The organism is Kitasatospora sp. NBC_01560 (assembly GCF_045208415.1).
In the GTDB taxonomy this organism is placed as follows: Bacteria; Actinomycetota; Actinomycetes; order Streptomycetales; family Streptomycetaceae; genus Kitasatospora.
In genome coordinates this window covers 817,162-838,717 of sequence record NZ_CP109364.1, presented here as the reverse complement: position 1 = coordinate 838,717, position 21,556 = coordinate 817,162, and the positions used below count along the sequence as shown (strand labels likewise).

The following is a 21,556-nucleotide window of genomic DNA, read 5'->3' as shown; positions in this document are numbered from 1 at the left end:
GGCTGTCGAACTCCGGCGGTCCGATCCGTCGAAGGGGTGGCAGCACGAACGGACCAGGAGATCAGGACCCCACCGCGAACGACGCCCGCAGGCCAACCCCGCCGTCGTCATCCCCGAGACGACGCCCGCGATCCTGAGCGGGCGAAGGCCGCGCGGGAAGGCGGTGTGCCCGAAACTCGTCCACTGCGCGCCGGCCGGATCGACGACTGCAGCTACTGCGTCGTCGGAGGCGTGGCGAGCGCGAAGAGGAACGGCGAGAGCGACGAGCGGCTGCACGCCGTCGCCGCGTGGCGTGAGGCACCGTACCTCACCGGGCCGGAGTGCCCGACGTGGACACCTTCCGCCACCTGCGCACCGCCGTCGGCGCGAGTCGTCGAATCCCATGGTCGGCTGGGTGCGACAGGGTCCGGACGGATCGATGCTGCCTCGCCGCCCAGGTGGCCGCCGCTACCACCCGGTGTTGGACCGGCTGCCTGTCGCGATGTCGGGCACGGTGGCGCTGGCCGCCGGCGGTGCCTTGGCGGTCGGCCTGGTCCGGCTCGGTGAGCTGCACTCCGGCTGGTCGGCGTATGCCGCCTGCATCGGACTGAGCGCGCTGCTCGGCGCCTTCTCAAGGCCCTCGGCGGCACCGGTGATCGGCATGGTCGTCTGGCTGTGCCGCAACGCCTTCGCCGAGCATCGCCACGCGGAGCTCGGTTGGTCCGGCGTCGGCGCGGAGAGCGGCCACTACGCGCTGTTCACGGCGGCCGCCCTGTTCCTCGCGCTGCCCCCGGCCGTGCCGCGCCGCGCCGTACGGGTCGCCCGACTGTCGATCGCCTGATCGTCGTACCTGTGCCGGTGCTGCCTCTGCCTGAGGCTGCACCGGCACACGTACGCGTCTCGCGGACAGTGCAACCGCAGCCGTGGCCGCCACTGCCATCAGAGGGGGGTGACAGGCCGTGGGCGGACAACCCGGTGGGCTGGTTCTGCGCGGCTACGGTCCGTTCCGCCGACTCGTCGGCGGAACGGGACAGGTCCAGCGGCCTGCGTCCGGGTGAAGGCCGCCAAAGACATGTCAGGAAGTGCTCGGGAGGGTTCTACCTGTCCTCTGCGCCGGCTCGGACGGTCGGCACAGAACGGCGGCAGCGGTGTCGTTGGCCCTGCCCCGGAAGGCCCCGGGCGCGGTATCCGCCTCGGCTTCACGTGTCGCGGTGATGATCCGGCCGGGCCCGGCTTCGGAGAGCTCGGCCATGAAGTGCGGCCAACTCCAGCCGTGGCGTTCCGGCAGGTGGGCGGCGCCCTCGGACAGTACGGCGAACTGCTCTATCTGGGACAACGGGATGCTGGCCGTCAGCGCGTGGTCCGCGGCCTCGGGCTTCGCACCCGCCACCCAGAAGCCGCCTGCGGGGTTGTTGCGGTAGCCGCTCACGGCTTCCGGCGCGTACGAGTCGAGGTACGCCGCCCGGTCGTCGACGATCACCTCGACTGCTCCGTTGGTCCGCTGCAGTGCGACGGGCGAGTGACCGAGCACGAGGATGTCCAGCGCGCCGTCCCGCTCGCGGACCACCGCGACGGTCGAGGAGGGACTGTCCGCGTTCGTCATGTCACAGGTCCGGCCGTGCTTTTCGACCAACGCGGCCAGGGCGGTGCGCAGGATCTCCCGCAGGCCGGGCGATCCGTCGGTGAGCAGCCGCGCGCACAGGAGGCCCGCCAACTGCCTCACGTACCAGGCGACGTCGTGGGCGCAGCCCGTCGTGGCTCCTGTGGCGGTGGCGCCGTCCAGGACGAGGGCGAACGCGGGCCCGGTGACGACGGCTGCCTCGCTGACACCGCCGGGCGCCGGAACGGTGGCGTGCGTGATCTCGAACGGCATCAGGAACTTCCCCTGTTCGGGTCGGTCGGACTGGGTGGCGGGCATGAGCGGCAGCGGTGGCCCGGCCGGCCACGCCGGGGGCTCAGGCGCCAGTGGGGCGCGGGAGGGGCGGCATCCGTCGGCCGCGGGCGGGCGGCAGGCGCCCGCCTCCGGGACGAGGAGGAGAGCCGGCGCACCTGGACGTCAGAGCAGAGCCATTCCCGGTGCCGGCATCAGCGGAGCGGTCTTCTCCAGGCTCGGGGCGTGGACCTGGTGGCCCGTCGACATGCCGCTCACCATCCGGGCGAACTGCAGCCGGAACGCGTACCCGCGGCGGGTGAGTGTTTCTGTCGCGTGCTGCGTGAACGTGCCCCGTGCGGAGGGTGACTGAGGGAGCGTCCGATGAGCGGGGGGCAGGAGGTGATCGGCGCGGGGCTGGTACCGGGCGCTGGCGACGAGCGGCCGTGAGACGGCGAGGCGGCGCGATGTACGGTCGGGAACGGGGATGCGAGGGACCCTTCTCGGGCGGCACGCCATCAGAACACTCCGCGCCACAGGCGGCGGGAGGTGCAGGTGCGGGCCAGGAGTGTGAAGTGCGGGCGACCGGAAGATGCCTGCCGTGTACGGCGCGCGTGATCGGCGCCGTACGACGCCCCATGTGAGCGGAGCGGCTCGGACCGCGGCACGATCCGGATTGCGGCGGATGCGGACGGGCACTGCGCGCTGTGCGCCGGGCTGGAGGCGAGGGGGCCTCAACGGCCGGGTGTGTCATGACGCGCTGCCGAGCGAGGGGGCCCGCACCGGACATGAAGTACGCGGTGCGGGCCCCTCGCTGCCAGGCGGGTGCCGTGGCAGAAAAACTACAGCGGACGAATGTTCTCGGCCTGCGGGCCCTTCTGGCCCTGCGTGACGTCGAACTCGACCTTCTGGCCCTCAAGCAGCTCACGGAAGCCGTTGGCGTTGATGTTCGAGTAGTGGGCGAACACGTCAGGACCGCCACCGTCCTGCTCGATGAAGCCGAAGCCCTTTTCCGCGTTGAACCACTTCACAGTGCCATGAGCCATAAAGAAATCTCCTTCAAGGGGCCGTCCGAAGCGTGCACAGTGCCCGCTCCGAGTCGCCGCGATGAGCACCCACCCGGGGAAGAGCCGGGAAACAAAAAGGCGCCTGCGAAACATCAGCAGGCGCACACAAGGTTCATGGGACCACAACTGCAACTCAAAAGACTGTAGCAGACTCCGCACGGTGACGAGAGAGCCGGAGCCGTCCCCGACCGTGATGTGCCCGCCCGCCCGCGGCAAGCACGCCTCGGTACGGCGGCTCCAGGCCCAGCCCCGAAGGCCCGATTCGACCGATCAAGTCAGTTCCTCCATAACAAAATTGACTGACAGTCATTCCGCCGGTGCAGGGCCGTGCTGCGGGGCTGCCCTTGGTCGTGCCGGCGGGCGGCGAGGTTCGCACGTCGCAGACCGGCTCGAACAGATGCCTGCCGTCGACGGCCGATGCCCGACCTCCGCGTTCCGGTGCCGTGGTGGTCGGCGTCGAGGGGCCCGGTGCTCTGCGCCCGGTCGTTCGGCACTTGTGCGCAGGGAGGACGGTGGTTGTGCGCTGGGGGCGAAGTCGGCGTTCGGTCCGCTGGAAGGGTTGGTCGTGTTCCCGATCAGCTCTCGCAGGAGTCAACTCGTGCAAATCCACAGCACAGCGGGCCGACGGCTCGTCGGCGTCCTTCTCGCGCTCGGTCTCGCGCTCGGGCTGTTGCAGACCGCGTCGGCGCCGGCGGCGCACGCCGATCCGAGCGACACGATCACCAAGTTCGACTGGGACATCGGCGACCTCGAATGGGGCGGCGACGCGGCGCACTCGAACTACTGGTACGCCATCGACCAGCTCCACCGGATCAGCGGCCACGACATCCCGAACCACCCCGAGGTCGCCTCCCAGCTCGACGAGACGACGCTGCTGCCGACCCGCCTGATCGAAGCCCGCATCCTCACCCACGGGCAGTACCGCGGATCGCTCTACTGGTGGGCGGACAACCTCTACTTCGCCGGCTTCTACCAGCCCGCGTACGACAACCACCCGGGCACCCACTACGGTTTCCCGGACGTCTGGCCCACCGAGTTCCAGCAGGCCACCCACAGCGTCAACTTCCAGCGTCTGCCCTGGGACGGGAACTACTCCCGGCTGCCCGGCGGTGGCTCGGGCGAGCGCGCCGGGCGGGCCATCGGCTACGCCAACCTCACCAATGCCCTCACCAGCATCGCGACCGCGGCCACCCGCATCCAGCGCGACCCGAACGCCTTCGCCCGCGAGATGGTGACGATCATCCAGGCGACCTCCGAGGCCGCCCGCTTCGGTCGCATCTTCGACAACATCCGGGGCAACATCCGCAACTACACCTCGAACGCCATGGGGTCGGAGAACGTCGACCTCCAGCAGCACTGGGACGACGCTTCCACGTTCGTGTACCGGCGGCTGGGCGGTCAGACGCCGACGTTCAGCATCAGCGGGCGGACGTTCCAGACGCTGGCGGCCTTCCTCGCCTACGTCGGCTACATGGAGCTCCACGCCAAGGTGCCCCGCTGACCGTCGGATGCCACGGTCTTCCCTCCTGGGCCGCGGCCCGGCAGGCCCGGCCGAGCTCCGCGGGCCCGGTGCACCCGTGGGCAAGCCCAGTGCGGCCGGGGAGCACCCGGGCCCCGGCCGACTGGCTACCGTCAGCCTCGTCCGCAGCCACTCCGGGACGCCCCGGCGACGACCTCCCGGTGCCCAGGGGGACCGGACCGGGGCGTTCCGGACCGCACGTCTCCTCCACCCATCGGAACAGGGACCATGACGATCAGTGAGACTTCCCCGGCCGGAGCGCCGGACGGTCGGCGCTTCGAGCCCGACCTGCGCCGCATGACCCGGATCAACCTGCGGCCGATCGCGTCGCCGATGCCGCTCGGGTTCTACACGGTCGGGATCGCCTCGGTGATGGTCGGCTGCTTTCAGCTCGGCGTCTTCGAGGACGGCGCGCGGCGGGCGGTGGGCCTGGCGATCCTGCCGGCGTTCGTCCTGCAACTGGTGGTGGCGGTGTTCGCCCTCGGTGCCCGGGACGCCCTGGCGGCCACCCTGATGGCTTGCTTCTCCGGTCTCTGGCTCGCGAGTTCGCTCGTCCTGGTGGTGGATCCGGTCGGTGGTACCGGCGTGCTGGGCGTGCTGAACGCGACCTTCGCGCTGTTCGCCCTGATGATGGCGGCGGTCGCGGGCCGCAAGCGGGCGCTCTGGCTGGTGCTGTGCACTGCGGTGCCCCGGTTCGCGGTGGCCGCGCTGTCCAACCTGACCGGCGTCGCCCGGCTGGGCACCCTCTCCGGCGCTCTCGGGCTGCTACTCGCGGCGGTGGCCCTCTACACGGCGTTCGCGCTGATGCTGGAGGACATGCGGGGCGAAGAGGTCCTGCCGATCGGCCGCAGTGGCCCCGCCCACCACGCGGTGGAGGGCGATCTGACGGTCCAGCTCCGCGACCTCGAACGCCAGGCCGGCGTACGCCGCACCCTCTGAACTCCTCCTGAAAGCGACGACCATGGCCGACTCCATGTCCGTCGGCGGCACTGTGCCCGCTGCCGGTCCGCCCCAGCACCCCGCCGACCTCGTCCTGCGCAACGCGAAGATCCACACCGGTGACCGGGCCCGGCCCGAGGCCACCGCGCTCGCCGTCCGCGACGGCCGCGTCCTCGCCCTCGGGGACGAGCGTGCCGTCGCGGCCCACATCGGGCCGGACACCCGGGTGGTCGACGGCCTGGGCCGGCGGGTCGTGCCCGGGCTCAACGACTCCCACCTGCACGTCATCCGCGGCGGGTTGAACTACGTGCTGGAACTGCGCTGGGACGGCGTGCGCTCGCTGCGCCAAGGTCTCGCCATGCTCCGCGAGCAGGCCACCCGTACCCCGAAGGGCCAGTGGATCCGGGTGGTCGGCGGGTGGACGGCCGAGCAGTTCGCCGAACGCCGACTGCCCACCCCGGCGGAGCTCAACGCCGCCGCGCCGGACACCCCGGTCTTCGTCCTGCACCTCTACCAGTCGGCGATCCTGAACCGGGCCGCCGTGCGCGCGGCCGGATTCACCCGCGACACCCCTGATCCGCGCGGCGGGCAGATCGTCCGGGGCCGCGACGGCGAACCCAACGGCGTCCTGCTGGCCGCCCCCGGCGCGCTCGTGCTGTACGCGACCCTGGCGAAGGCGCCCGCGCTGGACGAGGCGGACCGCAAGACCTCCACCCGGCACTTCCTGCGCGAGCTGAACCGCTTCGGCCTCACCTCGGCGGTGGACGCGGCCGGAGGCTTCCAGAACTTCCCCGACAACTACGCCACCGTCATCGAGCTGGCCCGCGAAGGGCGGCTCACGCTGCGCATCGCCTATCACCTGTTCCCGCAGACGGCCGGACAGGAGCTCGACGACCTGCGCCGCTGGGTCGAGACGGTCCGCCCCGACGAGGGCGACGAGTGGCTGCGGCTGAACGGTGCGGGGGAGAACCTCACCTGGGCCGCCGCCGACTTCGAGAACTTCAGCGAGCCCCGGCCCGAGCTGGAGGCCGGCTACGAGGGCCGGTTCGAGCAGGCCGTGCGGCTGCTGATGGAGCACGGCTGGGGCTTCCGGCTGCACGCGACGTACGACGAGACCATCCGGCGCGACCTCGCGGTCTTCGAGAAGCTCGCCGCGGACGGGCTCTTCCCGGCCGGCAACCGCTGGCTCTTCGACCACGCCGAGACCGTCTCCCCGCACAGCCTGGAGCGGATCGCCGCACTCGGCGGTGCGATCGGCGTGCAGAACCGGATGTCCTTCCAGGGCTCGGCGTTCGTCGACCGCTACGGTGCCGAGGCCGCCGCCCGGACCCCTCCGGTGACCGAGATGCTGGCGCTCGGCCTACCGGTCGCGGCCGGCACGGACGCCACCCGGGTCTCCTCCTACAACCCCTGGGTGGCCCTGCACTGGCTGGTGACCGGGCGGACCGTCGGCGGTCGCGCGCTCTACCCGCCGCAGCGGCTGCTCTCCCGGGAGGGCGCGCTGGAGCTGTACACCCGCGGCGGCGCCCGGATCACCGGCGAGGAGGAGGTGAAGGGGCTGCTGAAGGAGGGCTTCCTCGCGGACTTCGCGGTGCTCTCCCACGACTACTTCACCGTCCCCTCCGAGGACATCCCGCACATCGAGGCCGTGCTGACCGTGGTGGGCGGCCGGCTCGTCCACGCGGTGGCCGAGTACGAGGGCCTGGACGAGGCGGCGCCGCCGATCAGCCCCGCCTGGAGCCCGGTCGCCCGCTTCGGCGGCTACCAGGCCTCCCCGCCGCCCTCGGCCTCCGGTGCCCGGCAGGCCGACCGCCTGGCCGAAGTGGCGGCCGGCGCCGAGGAGCAGTACCGGTGGCGGCTCGCCCGCGGCCTCGAACCCGCCGGCCCGGCCGGCTTCGTCGACCCCTGCTACGGGGGCTGATCCGCCGTCCGTCCGACACCACCTGTCCGACCGTCCGAACCCGACCATCCGATACCGACTTTCCCCTCTCAAGGAGTTGACCGTGACCGACCTCGCCTTCGACCTCGCCGACGTCTCGGCCCGGCCCAGCCCGGACCTCATCTCGCCCGACAACGCGATGATGCTGTTCGTCGACCACCAACCGCAGATGTTCTTCGGCGCGGCGAGCGCCGACCGGGCCGGGGTCATCAACGCGACCGTGGGCCTGGCCAAGGCCGCCCGGGTCTTCGACGTGCCGGTGGTGCTCTCCACCGTCGCGGCCGAGTCCTTCTCCGGCCCGATACTGCCGCAGCTGCGCGCGGTCTTCCCGAAGCACGAGGTCGTGGACCGCACCTCGATGAACGCCTGGGAGGACGCCGCGCTGGTCGACGCCGTCAAGGCCACCGGCCGCCGCAAGATCGTGCTCTCCGGCCTCTGGACCGAGGTCTGCCTGGTCCTGCCGGCGCTGTCCGCCCTTGCCCAGGGCTACCAGGTCTACGTGGTCGCCGACGCCTCCGCCGGTGTCACGCCGGCCGCGCACGAGCACGCCCTCCAGCGGATGACCGCGGCCGGCGCGGTGCCGGTCACCTGGCTCCAGGTGCTGCTGGAGCTCCAGCGCGACTGGGCCCGCACCGAGACCTACGCGGACACCCTGGACGTGGTGAAGGAGCACGGCGGCGCGTACGGGATGGGCGTGGTCTACGCGCAGTCCATGATCGACCCGCACGCCGCGGGCTGAGCGGGAACGGAACGAGACCATGGACACCGGTCTGCTCATTCTCCGCCTGGTGGCCGGGCTGCTGATCGCCGGCCACGGCATCCAGAAGGTCAGCTTCCGGCTCGACGGCAGCGGCCTGGCCGGCGGCACGGAGGAGTTCCGGCGCGACGGCTTCCGCGGTGGGACGCTCACCGCCCTCGCGGCCGGAGCCGGCCAGATCGGCTCGGGTCTGCTGCTCGCCGCCGGTGCGCTGACCCCGCTCGCGGCGGCCGGCGCGGCCGGGGTGATGACCGTCGCCCTGACCGTGAAGTGGCCGCACGGCCTCTGGGTGCAGAAGGACGGCTACGAGTACCCGCTGGTGCTGATCGTCGTCGCCACCGTGCTCGCACTCACCGGGCCCGGCCGCTACTCCGTCGACCAGGCCCTGGGCCTGGCGCCGTGGGCCGCCTGGTGGGTCGCGGTCACCCTGCTGGGCGGCGTCGGCACCGGACTCGCCGTCCGCGTCCTGCTGCACCGCCCCGAGCCGGTGACCGCCCGCCCCTGAGGCCGGTTCCGCCCCTTCTCCCTTCAGCGGCCCGCCCGCCACACGCGGCGGGACCGCCTCCATCGGCCCGGCCCACCGGCCCGGCCGTACCACCGACACCGAAAGGCACACCATGCCCTTCATCACGCTCTCCGACGGTTCGCAGAAGTTCTTCAAGGACTGGGGCACCGGTCGTCCGGTCGTCCTCTCGCACGGTTGGCCGCTGAACGCCGACGCGTGGGACAGCCTCGCCGTCGCCGTCGCCGAGGCCGGCTACCGGGTCATCGCCCACGACCGGCGCGGGCACGGCCGCTCCGAGCAGACCTGGGCCGGCAACCACATGGACCAGTACGCGGACGACCTGGCCGAACTGCTGGAGCAGCTCGACCTCACGGACGCCGTCCTGGTCGGCCACTCGACCGGTGGCGGCGAGGTGGCCCGCTACCTCGGCCGCCACGGCAGCGACCGGGTGCGCAAGGCCGTACTGCTGGGCGCCGTGCCGCCGCTGATGCTGCGGACCGGAGCGAACCCCGAGGGCACCCCGATCGAGGCCTTCGACGGCATCCGGGCCGGCGTCGCCGCCGACCGGTCGCAGTTCTACTACGACCTCAGCGAGGCCTTCTTCGGCTTCAACCGGCCCGGCGCCGAGGTCTCCGAGGGCAAGCGCCGCGAGTTCTGGCTCCAGGGCATGCAGGCCGGCATCAAGGGGGCCCTCGACTGCGTCGAGGCGTTCTCGGAGACCGACTTCACCGAGGACCTCCAGAAGATCGACATCCCGGTCCTGGTCGCCCACGGTGACGACGACCAGATCGTCCCGATCGCCGCTTCCGCGGAGAAGGCCGTGAAGCTGCTCTCCCAGGGCGTCCTCAAGGTCTACCCGGGCGCCCCGCACGGCCTGGTCGGCGCCTACGAGGCCGCGTTCACCAAGGATCTGCTGGAGTTCGTCGGCGCCTGACCCGCTCCGGCCGCTCCGGCCGCGCCTGACCCGCTCCGGCCGCTCCGATCCTGCCGGTTCCACCGGGTGCATCGGCCACGCACCACCGCGGCACCGCACGCCCCACGGGCCCCTCACCTGCGCCGACGCGCAGCCGAGGGGCCCGTGGGTGTTCCCGGCCCGGCACGCGCACGGCTGACGGGCGGTTAGCCTTGACCCTGCCCGGCGACGGGTCGCCGTCGGGCGACCCCGGCCCGCCGGCTGCCGCGCGCCAGCGCGGGCAGAACGATCTGCGGACCCCCTCCGGGAGGTCGCCGGCCCGGGGGGAGCGACGGTGTGGGAGTTGTGCGACCCGCTCCTGATCGGTCGCCGGCGGGAGACGGACCTGCTGGACGCGGCACTCGCCCGGGCGGCCGATGGCGAGGGCGGTTCGGCCGTGCTGGTGCGGGGCGAGCCCGGCGTCGGCAAGAGCACGCTGCTGGAGCGGACGGCCCGCGAGGCGCGTGAGCGCGGGTTCACCGTCCTGCGGGCGGTCGGCACCGAAGCGGAGACCGACCTCGCCTTCGGGGCGCTGCACCAGGCACTCTGGGCCCTGCTGAGCGACTGCGACTCCCGCACGCTGTCGGCCCATCAGCGGGAGGCACTCGAAAGCGCCCTGGGCATCCAGGCCGGCGCGGCGCCGAGCGGGTTCGCCGTCGGCGCCGCTGCCCTGGCCCTGCTGGCCGAGGCGTCACTGGACGGGCCGCTCCTGCTGCTGCTGGACGACCTGCACTGGATCGACTCCTCCAGTGCCACGGTGTTCGCGTTCGTGCGCCGGCGCTGCGCCGAGCTGCCGCTGGTGATCGTCGGAGCGAGCCGGCCGGGTGGTCCGGTGGCGCAGTCGTGGTCGGCCGAGCCCATCGAGGTACGGGCGCTCTCCGAGCCGGACGCCGCCCTGCTGCTGCACCGGAGCTACCCGCAGCTGGCGGCGACCACCGTCCGGCGGGTCCTGCGGGAGGCGGCCGGCAACCCGCTCGCGCTGATCGAGCTGCCGCGCCAGCTGGCCGCGGAGCAGCAGCGGGGCGTCGTCCCGCTGCCGGACAGCCTGCCGCTGGGGCGCCAGTTGGAGCGGATGTTCGCCGGGCGGCTCGCCGCGGTGACCCCGGCAGCCGGGCGCCTGCTCCTGCTGGCGGCCCTGGCCGCCGGGCCGGACTCCTCGGGCGGGGTCTGGCTGCGGGCCGTCGCCGGCGAGGACGCCACGGATGCCCTGGAGCAGATCGAGGCCGGCGGCCTGGCCCGGCTGGATGGGGCCGGGCGGCTGGTCTTCCGTCACCCGCTGGTGCGCACGGCGGTGATCTCGGCGGCCTCGCCGGCCGCCCGGCGCGAGGCCCACCGCACGCTCGCGGGCTGCCTGGCGCCGGAAGACCCGCAGCGACTGGTCCACGAGGCGTCGGCGGCGTTGTTCCCGGACGAGGACCTGGCCAGGCGCCTCCAGGAGGCCGGCAGCCGGCTGGCCCGCCGGGGCGGCGACGCGGAAGGGGCACTGCTGCTGGACCGCGCCGCCGCGCTCAGCGCCGACGCCGACGAGCGCGCCCGACGGCTCACCTGGGCGGCCGTGATGGCGGCCCGCGGCGGGCAACTGCGGCACACCGCGGCCGTGGTGGAGGAGCTGAGGAGCCGGCCGGTCCCGCCGGACATCGCCCCGCTGTTCGCCTACGCGGTGGTGTACGTCGACCAGAGCCACCGGATCGACTTCGAGTCGGCCGCCGCGCTGCTGCCCGCGGCCCTGGACGCGCTGACCGCCCCCGGCGCCGAGCAGTTCGACGGGCTGGCCGAGCAGGTCTTCTTCAAACTGCTGCTCACCGCGACCTACACCGACGACCCGAGGGCCTGGCAGGCGCTGGACCGCCACCGCGATCGTGCCTCGGAGCCCGCCCGGCTCTGCCACCGGGCCTGGCTCGACCCGGCCCGTACCGCCCGCGGGGTGGCCCGGGAGCTGAGCGTGGTGGTCGACCGGATGAGCGAGGAGCAGGAGGCGGGCGCGGCCTGGCTGCTGCTCTGGACCGCCTCGGCGGTCGACGTGGCCGACGGAGACCTCTGGCGGCGCTTCACCGGCCTGCACGGCTACGCCACCCAGGGCTCGGTCGCGAAGGCCAAGTGCTACCAGGACTTCCTGCGCGGCCGCTGGGACCGCGCGGCCGTCTGCCTGCGCGAGGCCGAGGCGGCGGAGGAACTCGGCTACCACTGCAACGCTCTGATGTTCCGTCACTACCACGCACACTTTCTCGCCGGCCGGGGCGACGAGTCGGGGCTGGCGGCGACGACAGGGCTGATCCGGCCGCTGGCGGCCCGCGCCGGGATGCGGTTCGTGCTGGACCGGCTGACCCATCTGGAGGGCCTGGCCGCGCTAGCGCACGGGCGGTACGAGGAGGCGTACACACACTTCACCGGGCTGACTCCGGCCGGGCGACTGCCCCGCCGGGGTCAGCCCTGGTTCCACCAGCTGGCCTTCGACCTGGCCGAGGCCGCCGCGCACACCGGCCGGCGCGGTGAGGTCCGCGCCCTCGTCGCCGCCGGGTCGGCCGAGCGACCTGGAGAGATCTCCGACCACCACGCCTTCCTGTTCGCCGCCGCGGCCGCCCTGGCGGCCGAGGACGACGCGGCCGACGACGCCTACCGCGCCGCGTACCGGACACCGGGTGCCGAGCAGTGGGTCTTCGAACTGGCCCGGCTGCGGCTGGCCCACGGCTCGTGGTTGCGCCGCCGCCACCGGGCCGAGGCCCGCGAGGTGCTCCGCGCGGCGCACCGGGCCTTCCGGGGGCTCCAGTCCGAGCCGTGGGCCCTGCGCTGCGAGGAGGAGCTGCGCGCCGCCGGCGGCCCGCTCGCCCCGGAGCCGCACCGGGTGCCCGAGGCGTTGACCGGTCAGGAGTTGCGCATCGCCCGGCTCGCCGCGTCCGGCCTGAGCAACAAGGAGATCGGCCACCGGCTCGGGCTCTCGCACCGCACCGTCGCGGCGCACCTGTACAAGGTCTTCCCCAAGCTCGGCATCGCCTCGCGGGCGGCACTCACCCGCGCCCTGGAGGGCCACTGAGGCTGCGGGGCCGGGCACCCGCCCGCTTTCGCGGCCCGTCCCGCCCACTGTGCTCGCCGTGCACTCCGCCGTGACTCTCGGCGCACGGCCGCCCGCGCCCGGCGGAGCGACAGTCAGATGACCTAGGCGACCCTGCGCTCCCCGGAGCAGGCTGGTCGTGCGGGGCTTCGGCCGCGCATGCCGAGAGAAAGGGGGCTGCCCGGTGAACCTGCAGGTCACGACAGCTTCGGTGCCGGTCGGGGAGAAGGCGGTGCACTGGGGTCGGGCGGTGTCGTACGCCCTGGCGCCGGTGGAGGTGGTGCCGCTCGCCGACGGCCCGTTCGACGGCCGGCTGGACTCGCACCGGCTGGGCTGCCTGCGGGTCTCCACACTGGAGGCGGACGCGACGCGGCTTTCCCGGACGCCGGGCCTGATCGCGCGCTCGGCCGGGGCGGAGGCCCAGGTGGCCGTGGGCGTCCAGGTGTCCGGCCGTGCCGTGCTGGCCCAGGACGGCCGCAGGGCCGAGGTGGCGGCCGGCGACCTCGTGCTGTACGACACCGCGCGGCCCTACTCCCTGGACTACCCGCAGCGCTTCCGCTCCCACGTGTTCCACCTGCCGCACCGGCTGCTCGGTGTGCCGGAGGCCGAGATCCGTCGGGTGACCGGGCGCGCCGTCACCTCGCGGGAGAGCCTCGGGGCCGTGTTGCTCCCGTTCCTCGACACCCTCGCCGACGCCGCGCCCGGCTACCCGGCGGCCGTCGGTGACCTGCTGGCCGGCAGCGTCGCCGACCTCATCGTCACCCTCGTCGCCGAACTCGCCGGCCGGCCGGCCGTCGCCCCCGACGACGCGAACGCCCACCTCGTCCGGGCGGTCCGTACCCACATCGACCGCCAGCTCGGCGAACCCGGGCTGACCCCGCAGAGCATCGCCGACGCCCACCGGATCTCGGTGCGGTACCTGCACCGGCTCTTCGAGGGCGAAGGGGTGACGGTGAGCCGGTTGATCCAGCGTCGCCGGCTGGAGGAGTGCGCCCGGGAGCTCGGTCGGCGCGGCCGCAGCGCGCCGACGGTCTCGGCGGTCGCCCAGCGCTGGGGGTTCGTCAACCCCGCGCACTTCAGCCGGGCCTTCCGGGCCGCGTACGGCACGTCCCCGCGCGAGTGGCGGGCACGGCGCGCCGAAGGGGCCTGACGGCGGCGGGCCGGGACGGCCGTGCACGGTGGGGCGGATTCCGGTTCCCTCTCGGCACTGTTCCGCAGCGGCCGCTGCCTAGCGTGGCGAGGTGCCGGCCCGGGCGCTTCGGCCCCGGGCCGGCACGGCCGCCGGGCACGGTGGCAGTACCCCCGGCTCGCCTCCGTGCCCGGAACCGCCGCGGTGGCCGGCACGGGAGACGAGCGGACTCCGGCCCGACCGGCCACTACGCCAGGAGCGCACCCGTGTCCGACAGCACCACCTCCGACGGCCGGGGTCCGGTCCTGGACGGCGGCCTCCGGGAGTTCCTGGCCACTCGTGTCCGCCGGCCCGACGCAGGGGCGGGCGGGAGCGCCGCGGCCGCGCCCCTGGATCTCTCCTTCCTGGCCGGACCGCACCCGTCGGACGGTCACCAGGACACGGTCGCCACCTGGCTGGCGTTGCCGACACCGGTCGGTCACGTCCGGATCCAGGTGATCAGACCGGTCGACGCGGCCCGGCCGGCGCCGGTCGTCCTCTTCCTGCACGGCCTCGGCTGGGCGCTGGGCGACGCCGGCAGCTACCGCCATCTGCTGCGTGAGTTCGCCGTGGGCGCCGATGCCGCCGTGGTCTTCGTCGACTACGGACGGCCGCCCGCCGAGCGGTTCCCGGTCCCCGTCGAGCAGTGCTACGCCGTGGCCTGCTGGATCGCCGCGCACGGGGACGAGATCGGGCTCGACGGGAGCCGGATCGCCGCCGCCGGCGACTCTGCCGGCGCCAACCTGGTCGCGGCCCTGACCCTGCTCCTGCGCCGGCGCGGCGGTGCCCGGTTGCTCCACCAGGTACTGCTCTGCCCGGTCACTGACGCGGACTTCGACACCACGTCCTACCGCGACTTCGCCGAGGGGTACTTCCTCCACCGGGCGGACATGCGCCGCTACTGGGACGCCTACCTGCCCGACCCGGCCGACCGCACGCAGGCCACCGCAGCCCCGCTGCGCGCCGGCCTGGACGAACTCGCCGGCCTGCCGGCGACCTTGGTGATCACCGCGGAGGCGGACGTGCTGCGGGACGAGGGCGAGGCCTACGCAGCCCGGCTGCGGAGGGCCGGAGTGCCGGTCGTGGCCACCCGCTACCAGGGCGTCGTGCACGGCTTCGTGCTGCTCGACTCCCACTACCGCACGGCCTCGGCCCGCGCCGCTCTCATCCAGGCCGTGGACACCCTGCACCTCGCCCTGCACCGCCACCCCTGGTAGCGGGCGCCGCCGCTCGCCGGCCGGTCGCGGTCACCCGGGGGTCGGCGGGCCCGCGCATCCTCCCGGGTGCGCCGTACGGCCCGACCTTCGCGCACGCCGACGAGGTCGACACCGAACCGGCCGGCTTCCTCGCCCGACAGTCGTAGGGCCGGCGCGCCGCGCAGCAACGGGGGAGGCGAAGTTCCTCCTGTTGTTCTTCCTGGCCACGCGCCGCCCGGCACGGTGGGATGAGGGGGCGGGCCGCAGCGGCTCACCGGCAGGCCGGGGCGACGGCCCGGGCACCCGGTCGGCGCTGCCCCGCGCCCGACCCTCACCCCGCGTCAGAACGCGGCCCTCCCGGACACCGCCCGGCGGCCGCCGCAGGAGTACCGATGCCTGTCCTCACCCTCGCCCCGCCGTCACCCGGCGCGGTGCCCGCCCCGAGCGCCGCGCAGCAGCCGGCACCGCCCCGGGGCGTCCCCTACGCCGCGAGCATCGCCGGCCACCGGCTCGGCCCACTGCGGATCTCCTCGATCGTGGCCGGACCGTGGCCGGCCGCGCACGGTCGCAACGTCGTGCTGTGCGGTCGGGAGGAGCACGTCACCGTGGTGCTGCCCCACCACGGCACGGCTGCCCTGCTCCTGGACGGCAGCCGGCTGCCGCTGCGACCGGGCGCGTTCGCCGTCGCCCGGGCCGGTCGTCCGGTCGTCCTGGAGGTGTCGGAGGACTTCTCCGGCACGGCCTTCCACTGGCTCCGGGAGGCTGCCGGACCGACCGAGGACGATCTGCTGGAGCTGTCCGGGACGGCCTTCGGGACGGACACCGGGACGGCCGCGCTGGTGGCCGCCTATCTGGGGCGGCTCGCCCGGCCGGTGGTCTCGCTGGACCCCCAGGTGGCCACCCGGCTCGTCACCACGGCCATGGACCTGCTCACCGTCCTCGCCCACGAACACCGCCGGCGGGAGGCCCGGCCGGTGCCCGAGGAGGTGCGCGTCACGATCGCCAGGACGAAGGAGTACATCCTGCGGCGCCTCGGCGACCCCGGTCTCACCCCGGAGGGGATCGCGGCCGCCCATCACTTCTCGGTGCGCTACCTCCACAAGCTCTACCAGTACGAGGGTGTCACCGTGGGCCGCTGGATCCAGCGCCGGCGCCTGGAGATGTGCCGGCGCGAGCTGGGCCGGCCGTCGGCCCGGCCGGCCACGGTGGCGGCCGTCGCCGGGCGCTGGGGGTTCGTGAGCACGAGCCACTTCAGCCGGGTGTTCCGGGCCGCCTACGGGGTCACTCCGCGCGAGTGGCAGGCGGGTGCCCGGGAGCCGGGTACCTGGCCGACCGTGCCCGGCCCGGCCGGGCCGATCGGGGCGACCCGGCCCGAGACGGTCTGACCCGGCGCTACCCACAGTGGCCCGGCGCCGTCCCGGGAGGCCCCGGGTCGGGTCAGTGCCGGTCGGGCCGGGTCGGGCGGGTCAGTCCTCGGCGGCCGCCAACGCGGCCAGCAGGGCGGTCGCCTCGGCCAGCCGGGCCGGATCCCTGGCTGTCTCGGCGAACGCCCGGGCCTCCCGCGCGGCCCCGAGGGCGCGTTCCCGTTCCCCGAGCTCCGCGAGGGACCGCGCCAGGCCGAGCCCGGCGATGGCCCGGAGCAGCGGCACCTCGACCCGCGCGCCCACCAGGCGTGCGTCGCTGAAGGTGTGTTCGGCTTCCTGCGGCCGGCCGAGCGCCAGCAGGGCCCGCCCCTTCTGGACGAGCGCGTTTGTCCGGGTGAAGTCGCCGATGTGCGCGGCGGGTGCGGTGGCCGGGTCGCCGAGCAGGTCGAGGATGACGTCGGTGGTGGCCACCGCGTCCCCGTGGCTGCCCGTGCCGGCCTGGGCCGAGGCCAGGGCCAGCAGTGCCTGCGGGTGCCCCTCGCGGTCGCCCGCCGTCGCGAACAGCTCCGCCGCCCGCCGGGCCCGGCGCACCGCCTCGTCCAGCTCGCCCAGCCTGACGGCGGCGGCCGCCGCGTAGAAGTGCGCCCACGCCTCCTGGGTGACATCCCCGCCCCGGCGCGCGAGTTCGGCCGCCTGCTCCGCGATCGCCGACGACTCGCGGGGCTGGTGCGAGCAGTAGTGCACCGCCCAGGCCAGGTAGTTGGCGTGGGTGGCCGCCAGGACGTCGTCGCCCAGCGCGTGGGCCGCCGTTCGGGACAGCCCGAAGACCGTCGGCCAGTGGCCCCAGTTGGTCCACCGGTCGGAGAACCAGTGCATGGACTCCGCCGTCCGCACCACCTCGGCGTGGCGGCCGGCCGCGGCCGCGACCCGCAGCGCGGCCAGCCAGTTGGCGCTCTCGGCCTCCAGCCAGGCCTGCGCGGCCCGCGCCGAGCCGAACCCGCCGGCCGGGGTCGCCCCGCCGGTCGCCGCCCCGCCGGACGGCGACGGGCCGGGTTGGAACCACTGGCCGGCGGCCGCCGCCGTATCGAGCAGCCAGTGGTGCAGGGCGGCCTCGGCGGCGGCGCGCTCCTGCGAGGTCTCCTCCTCCTGCAACCGCTCGCGCGCGTAGAGCCGCAGGAGGTCGTGGAACAGCAGCCGGTCGGTGGCAGTGTGGCTGAGCAGGCCCAGGTCGAGGAGCTCGTCGAGCATCTCCTCGACGAGGTCCGGGCCCAGGCCGGTGAGGGCGGCGCCCGCCCCCGGGCCGAAGTCCGGCCCCGGGACGAGCGCCAGTCGGCGGAAGAGGCGCCGCACCGGCTCGGGGAGCTGTTCGTAGGAGAGCCGGAAGGCCGAGCGAATGCGCAGATCCCCGGCGGTCAGGCGCTGGAGGCGCAGGTCCTCGTCCCCGAGCCGCTCGGCGAGGCCGCGCGCGTTCCAGGCAGGCCGGCTCAGCAGCCGGTTGCCCGCGATGCGCAGCGCCAGCGGCAGGTGCCCGCACAGCTCGGCGATCCGCGCCAGCACCGCCGGGCCGGGCCCGTCCGGACCGGCCGCCTCGTCCTCGCGCTGCGCGAGGATCGCGCCGAGCAGCGCGGTGGCGGCGCCGACGGGCAGCGGCGCCAGGACGAGCCGTCGCGCGTGCTCGATCCCGGCGAGCGTGCGGCGGCTGGTCACCCAGATCCTGCTCGACCCCGGTCCGGGCAACAGGGCGCGCACCTGGGCCTCGTGGGCGGCGTTGTCGAGGACGACGAGGGCCTCCCGTCCCCGCATCAGGCGCCGATAGAGCGCGCGGCGCTCGTCGGTCTCGGCCGGCAGGTCGCGTTCGCGGACGCCCAGCGCCCGCAGCAGGCGCGCCAGGGCGTCGTGCGGCACGACGGGTTCGGCATCCAGACCGCGCAGGTCGAGGAAGAAGCACCCGTCCGGGAACCGGCCGGCCAGCTGGGTTCCGGCGTGCACCACCAGGGCGGTCTTGCCCAGACCGGGCGCGCCGGAGACGATCGAGACCGGTGGACCGGCCGGGGCGGTGACGCTGCGCCCGAGCCAGGCGGTCTCGTTCTCGCGGCCGGTGAAGTCGGGTACCGCAGGCGGCAGGTCGCAGAGGCCGGGTGCCGCGGTTGCCTGCTGGCGCCGCCGGCCCGCGCGGGCCGCGCCCACCAACTCCTCGGTGGCGGCCCGGGTGAGCCCCAGGGCGACGGCGAGGGCCTCGACGGTGCGGGCCTGGGGGCCGCGGCTGTGACCGCGCTCCATGTCGCCGATGGCGCGGGCGCTGACGCCCGACTCCTCCGCCAACTCCTCCAGGGTCAACCCGGCGTCGTGGCGGTGCGCACGTAGCAGCGGCCCCAGGGCCGGCGGCTCCAGCTGGCTCATCTGCCCCCCCGATAGGTGAGTGAACATCATACCGGCTGGTGGCTCTGACCTGGGAAGACGTGCTCTTCCGGCCGGCGGCCGGCGGCCGTCGTTCCGGGGGCCGGTGTCGCCGACCCGGTCCCACCCGGGCAGCGGGGGCGGTTCGCGAGGCCGTGTACGGACGCTGCCGGCGAGGGGTGGAGGGGTCGCGGCCGAGCCGGACTCCGGCCCCTCGGGGCGCCTCCCGTTCCGCGCGGTCCTTCAGGGGCACGATGACCTGTGTCCCGACCCAGCGGAGGAGCCGAACCGTGGACCTGACGACGTTCAACGGCGTGCCCGTGCACGTTCTCCTCGTGCACGCCGTCGTCGTCCTGGTGCCGCTCACCGCCCTTGCCGTGGTCGCCTGCGCACTACGGCCTCCACTGCTGCGCCGCTTCGGGCTGGGGTTGCCCCTGCTCGCCCTGGTCTCGCTCGGCTCTGTTCCGCTCACCACGAACGCGGGTGAGTGGTTGGCGGAGCACGTCCGCGAGAGCACTCTGGTGGAACGGCACGCCGAGCTGGGCGACGGCCTCCTGCCGTGGGCCGTCGGGCTGTTCGTCCTCGCGGCGGCTCTGGGCTGGGCGGCATGGCGCCCGGACCGCTCGCCGGCCGTGCTGTCAGCGGCGGCAGGACAGTCCGCCGGCCGGACCGCCGGCCGGAGCCGCGCCGCGGTCATGGCCCTCGCAGTGATCCTGGCCGTTGGGGCGGTCGTCCAGGTGTACCGCATCGGCGACTCGGGGGCGCAGGCCACCTGGCAGGGCGTCACCACCGCGAACACCACCGAGAACGAGCGCCCCCGGGGCTGATCAGGGCATATGCGGAACACATCGCTGCATTCGTTGTCAGGGGAGCCGGCCATCCCACGCGATTCCATCCCCAAATCTGGGCATCCCTTTGCCCGGCCTTCCGGCGGCCCAACCTTCGGTGATTCTTCTCGATTCTGACGATCCGTCCGACATTGCCGGCCGCTCCGTTGATGCCTTTCGGTCTCCTGACGCACTGCGCTCCGGCGACCGCCGGGCACGGGCCCTTCGGCCCGCTCCGGCGGTCGCCCACGCCCCGCTGATCGCCGACGGCGACGTTCACCGGCTCTACGCCCGCCGCGGCTTCACCGGGCCGGCCCCGCCCTCGGCGGGCATGCACCGCCTCGTCCGAGCCCCGGCCGAGGCGTTCGTCGCGATGCCCGCCCGGGTCCCGGGCCCGCTGGCTCAGCCGTGGATGCCCTGCCCCGGGGTCAGGATGCCCGCCGGGTCGTACCGCTGCTTCGCGGCCACCGCCGCCGCCCACCGGGTGCCGTAGTGGCGCCGCCAGTCGGTGCGGGTCATCCCGGGGATCGCCCCGACCAGGTACCGCTTGCCGCCGAGCGCCACCGCCCGGTCGTACAGCAGCCGGTTGCGGCGCAGCGCGGCGGCGGAGTCGGCCCCCGGCGCGGGGAAGGAGAGCAGGTCGAAGTGCCAGGCCACCGGCTCGGCCGGCATCACGGCCATCGGCCGGGTCAACCGGTCGGTGCGGTACGGGTGGAAGAGCAGCAGCCCGGCGCCCAGGTCGGCGGGCGTGAGCAGCGCTTCGGCCTCGCGCATGAACGCCGCGGTGGTCGAGGCCGGCAGGAAGAGGCTCAGCCAGGGCTTGGGCTGCTCCCAGAGGCCGGCCGCCTTCAGGTACCCGGCGAAGCCGTCCACCCGGAACGCGTACTCGCGGGCGGTCTGGTCCACCACCGTCGTCTCGGCCGCGACGCAGCGCAGCCCGCGCAGCAGCGCCGCGCGGTCGGGCACCGCGGCGCCGTCGTAGTGGGCGACGGCCTCCACCTTGTACCGCCAGCCGGTGCCCGCCGCGTTCCGCACCACCTCGCCGACCTGGAGGTCGAAGCGCCGCTCGGTCATCAGCCGCTCCTGGTCGGCGAGGTAGACGGCCAGGTCGTCGTAGAAGAGGTTGAACACCAGGGCCCGCTCGCGGGCCCGCACCAGCCGCAACGTCGCCCGGACGATGATCCCGGCCTGGCCGCCGCCGGCCAGCACCGCGTCGAACAGGTCGCGGTTGGCGGTGGGCGAGGCGGTGACCAGCCGGCCGGTGCCGGTCACCACGTCGACCGACTCCACGGTGTCCACCTGCAGCCCGTACCGGTGCACGGCGCCGCCGATCCCGCCGACGCTCAGCGTGCCGCCGACGGACAGGTGCAGGAAGTCCGTCAGACAGGGCGGAGCCCAGCCCTGGGCGAGCGCGGCGTCGGTCAGCTGGGCCCAGGTGACGCCGGCCTCCACGACCGCGCGGCCCGGGGTGACGGAGAGGATCCGGCCCAGGCCGCGGGCGTCGACGGCGATGCCGCCGGGCGCGCCGGCCTGCCCGTAGCTGGAGTGCGACTCCAGTTCGGAGGCTCCGCCCACGCCGTCACCGCTCTGCCCGTTCATCGCGACCGGAATGCGGTGGCGGTGGGCGAAGCCGACGACGGCGGCGACGTCACGCACCGAACCGGGCCGCAGCACGGCGCGCGGAGCGGTGGTCACCAGGTGGCCGAAGTCGCCCCCGAAGCGCGCCAGCGTTGCCGGGTCGGCGACGACGCTCCCGTCCAGCGGCGGCAGCGCGGCGAACGCCGGCGGGCTCGCGGCGGACCCGGCCTCGCCGCCCGCCCCGGCGGTGCCGTCCGGGCCGGTGGTGCCGTCCGTACCGGCGACGGCCCAGGAGCGTCCGGCGGTGTTCCAGCCGATCACCGTGGCGGCGGCACCCACGAGCAGGCCGCGGCGCGGCAGAGCTGACTTGGTCATGGCAGATTTCTCCGATCGATCGTCAACTCGCTGATTTCTACCGCAGTCGGTGCGTACGCGGGGGACCGCCCCCTC

17 protein-coding genes are annotated in these 21,556 nt (G+C 74.3%); 13 read left to right on the top strand and 4 right to left on the bottom strand.

The window, feature by feature from the left end; all coding sequences use genetic code 11:
- The first annotated feature begins 36 nt into the window (after positions 1-36).
- Together OH807_RS03650 and OH807_RS03645 are read left to right on the top strand one after the other, a co-directional pair.
- Entirely contained in the window at positions 37-546 is a 510-nt protein-coding gene (locus tag OH807_RS03650; RefSeq protein ID WP_406193807.1) for a carboxymuconolactone decarboxylase family protein, read from the top strand.
- Positions 461-820, top strand: a complete 360-nt coding sequence (locus OH807_RS03645; protein ID WP_406211458.1) for a hypothetical protein — start codon at positions 461-463, stop codon at positions 818-820. Before OH807_RS03650 ends, OH807_RS03645 begins: the two co-directional genes overlap by 86 nt.
- Positions 821-1,054: 234 nt before the next feature.
- On the opposite strand, the gene OH807_RS03640 is transcribed toward OH807_RS03645, so the two are convergent.
- Together OH807_RS03640 and OH807_RS03635 are read right to left on the bottom strand one after the other, a co-directional pair.
- Positions 1,055-1,897, bottom strand: a complete 843-nt coding sequence (locus OH807_RS03640) for a hypothetical protein (protein WP_406193805.1) — start codon at positions 1,895-1,897, stop codon at positions 1,055-1,057.
- A 794-nt stretch (positions 1,898-2,691) separates the two neighbouring features.
- A complete protein-coding gene (locus OH807_RS03635; RefSeq protein ID WP_406193803.1) occupies positions 2,692-2,895 on the bottom strand; it encodes a cold-shock protein in 204 nt (67 codons plus the stop codon).
- A gap of 619 nt (positions 2,896-3,514) precedes the next feature.
- On the opposite strand from OH807_RS03635, the gene OH807_RS03630 reads away from it, so the two are divergent.
- The 10 genes from OH807_RS03630 (at position 3,515) to OH807_RS03585 (ending at position 16,325) form a co-directional block, all read left to right on the top strand.
- Entirely contained in the window at positions 3,515-4,417 is a 903-nt protein-coding gene (locus OH807_RS03630) for a ribosome-inactivating family protein (RefSeq protein ID WP_406193801.1), read from the top strand.
- A 246-nt stretch (positions 4,418-4,663) separates the two neighbouring features.
- Complete coding sequence (locus OH807_RS03625) at positions 4,664-5,374, top strand: GPR1/FUN34/YaaH family transporter (RefSeq protein ID WP_406193799.1); 711 nt, start codon at positions 4,664-4,666, stop codon at positions 5,372-5,374.
- Positions 5,375-5,396: 22 nt separating this feature from the next.
- A complete protein-coding gene (locus OH807_RS03620; protein ID WP_406193797.1) occupies positions 5,397-7,295 on the top strand; it encodes an amidohydrolase in 1,899 nt (632 codons plus the stop codon).
- An 82-nt stretch (positions 7,296-7,377) separates the two neighbouring features.
- Complete coding sequence (locus tag OH807_RS03615; RefSeq protein WP_406193795.1) at positions 7,378-8,052, top strand: hydrolase; 675 nt, start codon at positions 7,378-7,380, stop codon at positions 8,050-8,052.
- Between the two features lie 19 nt (positions 8,053-8,071).
- A complete protein-coding gene (locus tag OH807_RS03610; protein ID WP_406193793.1) occupies positions 8,072-8,575 on the top strand; it encodes a DoxX family protein in 504 nt (167 codons plus the stop codon).
- Between the two features lie 112 nt (positions 8,576-8,687).
- The gene (locus OH807_RS03605; RefSeq protein ID WP_406193791.1) at positions 8,688-9,509 is read left to right on the top strand and encodes an alpha/beta fold hydrolase; all 822 of its coding nucleotides are present in this window, start codon (positions 8,688-8,690) and stop codon (positions 9,507-9,509) included.
- Between the two features lie 322 nt (positions 9,510-9,831).
- On the top strand, positions 9,832-12,558 hold the full coding sequence (locus OH807_RS03600) for a BREX system ATP-binding domain-containing protein (protein ID WP_406193789.1): 2,727 nt from the start codon (positions 9,832-9,834) through the stop codon (positions 12,556-12,558).
- A gap of 202 nt (positions 12,559-12,760) precedes the next feature.
- A complete protein-coding gene (locus OH807_RS03595) occupies positions 12,761-13,726 on the top strand; it encodes a helix-turn-helix domain-containing protein (protein WP_406193787.1) in 966 nt (321 codons plus the stop codon).
- A 245-nt stretch (positions 13,727-13,971) separates the two neighbouring features.
- Positions 13,972-14,961, top strand: coding sequence for an alpha/beta hydrolase (locus tag OH807_RS03590; protein WP_406193785.1), 990 nt, complete (start codon positions 13,972-13,974; stop codon positions 14,959-14,961).
- A gap of 371 nt (positions 14,962-15,332) precedes the next feature.
- Positions 15,333-16,325 (top strand): helix-turn-helix domain-containing protein, encoded by a 993-nt coding sequence (locus OH807_RS03585; protein WP_406193783.1) that lies wholly within the window; start codon positions 15,333-15,335, stop codon positions 16,323-16,325.
- Positions 16,326-16,406: 81 nt separating this feature from the next.
- Here OH807_RS03585 and OH807_RS03580 read toward each other — a convergent pair whose 3' ends face one another.
- Complete coding sequence (locus OH807_RS03580) at positions 16,407-18,704, bottom strand: ATP-binding protein (RefSeq protein ID WP_406193781.1); 2,298 nt, start codon at positions 18,702-18,704, stop codon at positions 16,407-16,409.
- 287 nt (positions 18,705-18,991) lie between these two features.
- Here OH807_RS03580 and OH807_RS03575 point away from each other — a divergent pair, with 287 nt between their 5' ends.
- Positions 18,992-19,528 (top strand): DUF2231 domain-containing protein, encoded by a 537-nt coding sequence (locus OH807_RS03575; protein ID WP_406193779.1) that lies wholly within the window; start codon positions 18,992-18,994, stop codon positions 19,526-19,528.
- Between the two features lie 402 nt (positions 19,529-19,930).
- Here the strand turns inward: OH807_RS03575 and OH807_RS03570 are convergent, their stop codons facing one another.
- Entirely contained in the window at positions 19,931-21,481 is a 1,551-nt protein-coding gene (locus OH807_RS03570; protein ID WP_406193777.1) for an FAD-binding protein, read from the bottom strand.
- Between the last annotated feature and the right edge of the window lie 75 nt (positions 21,482-21,556).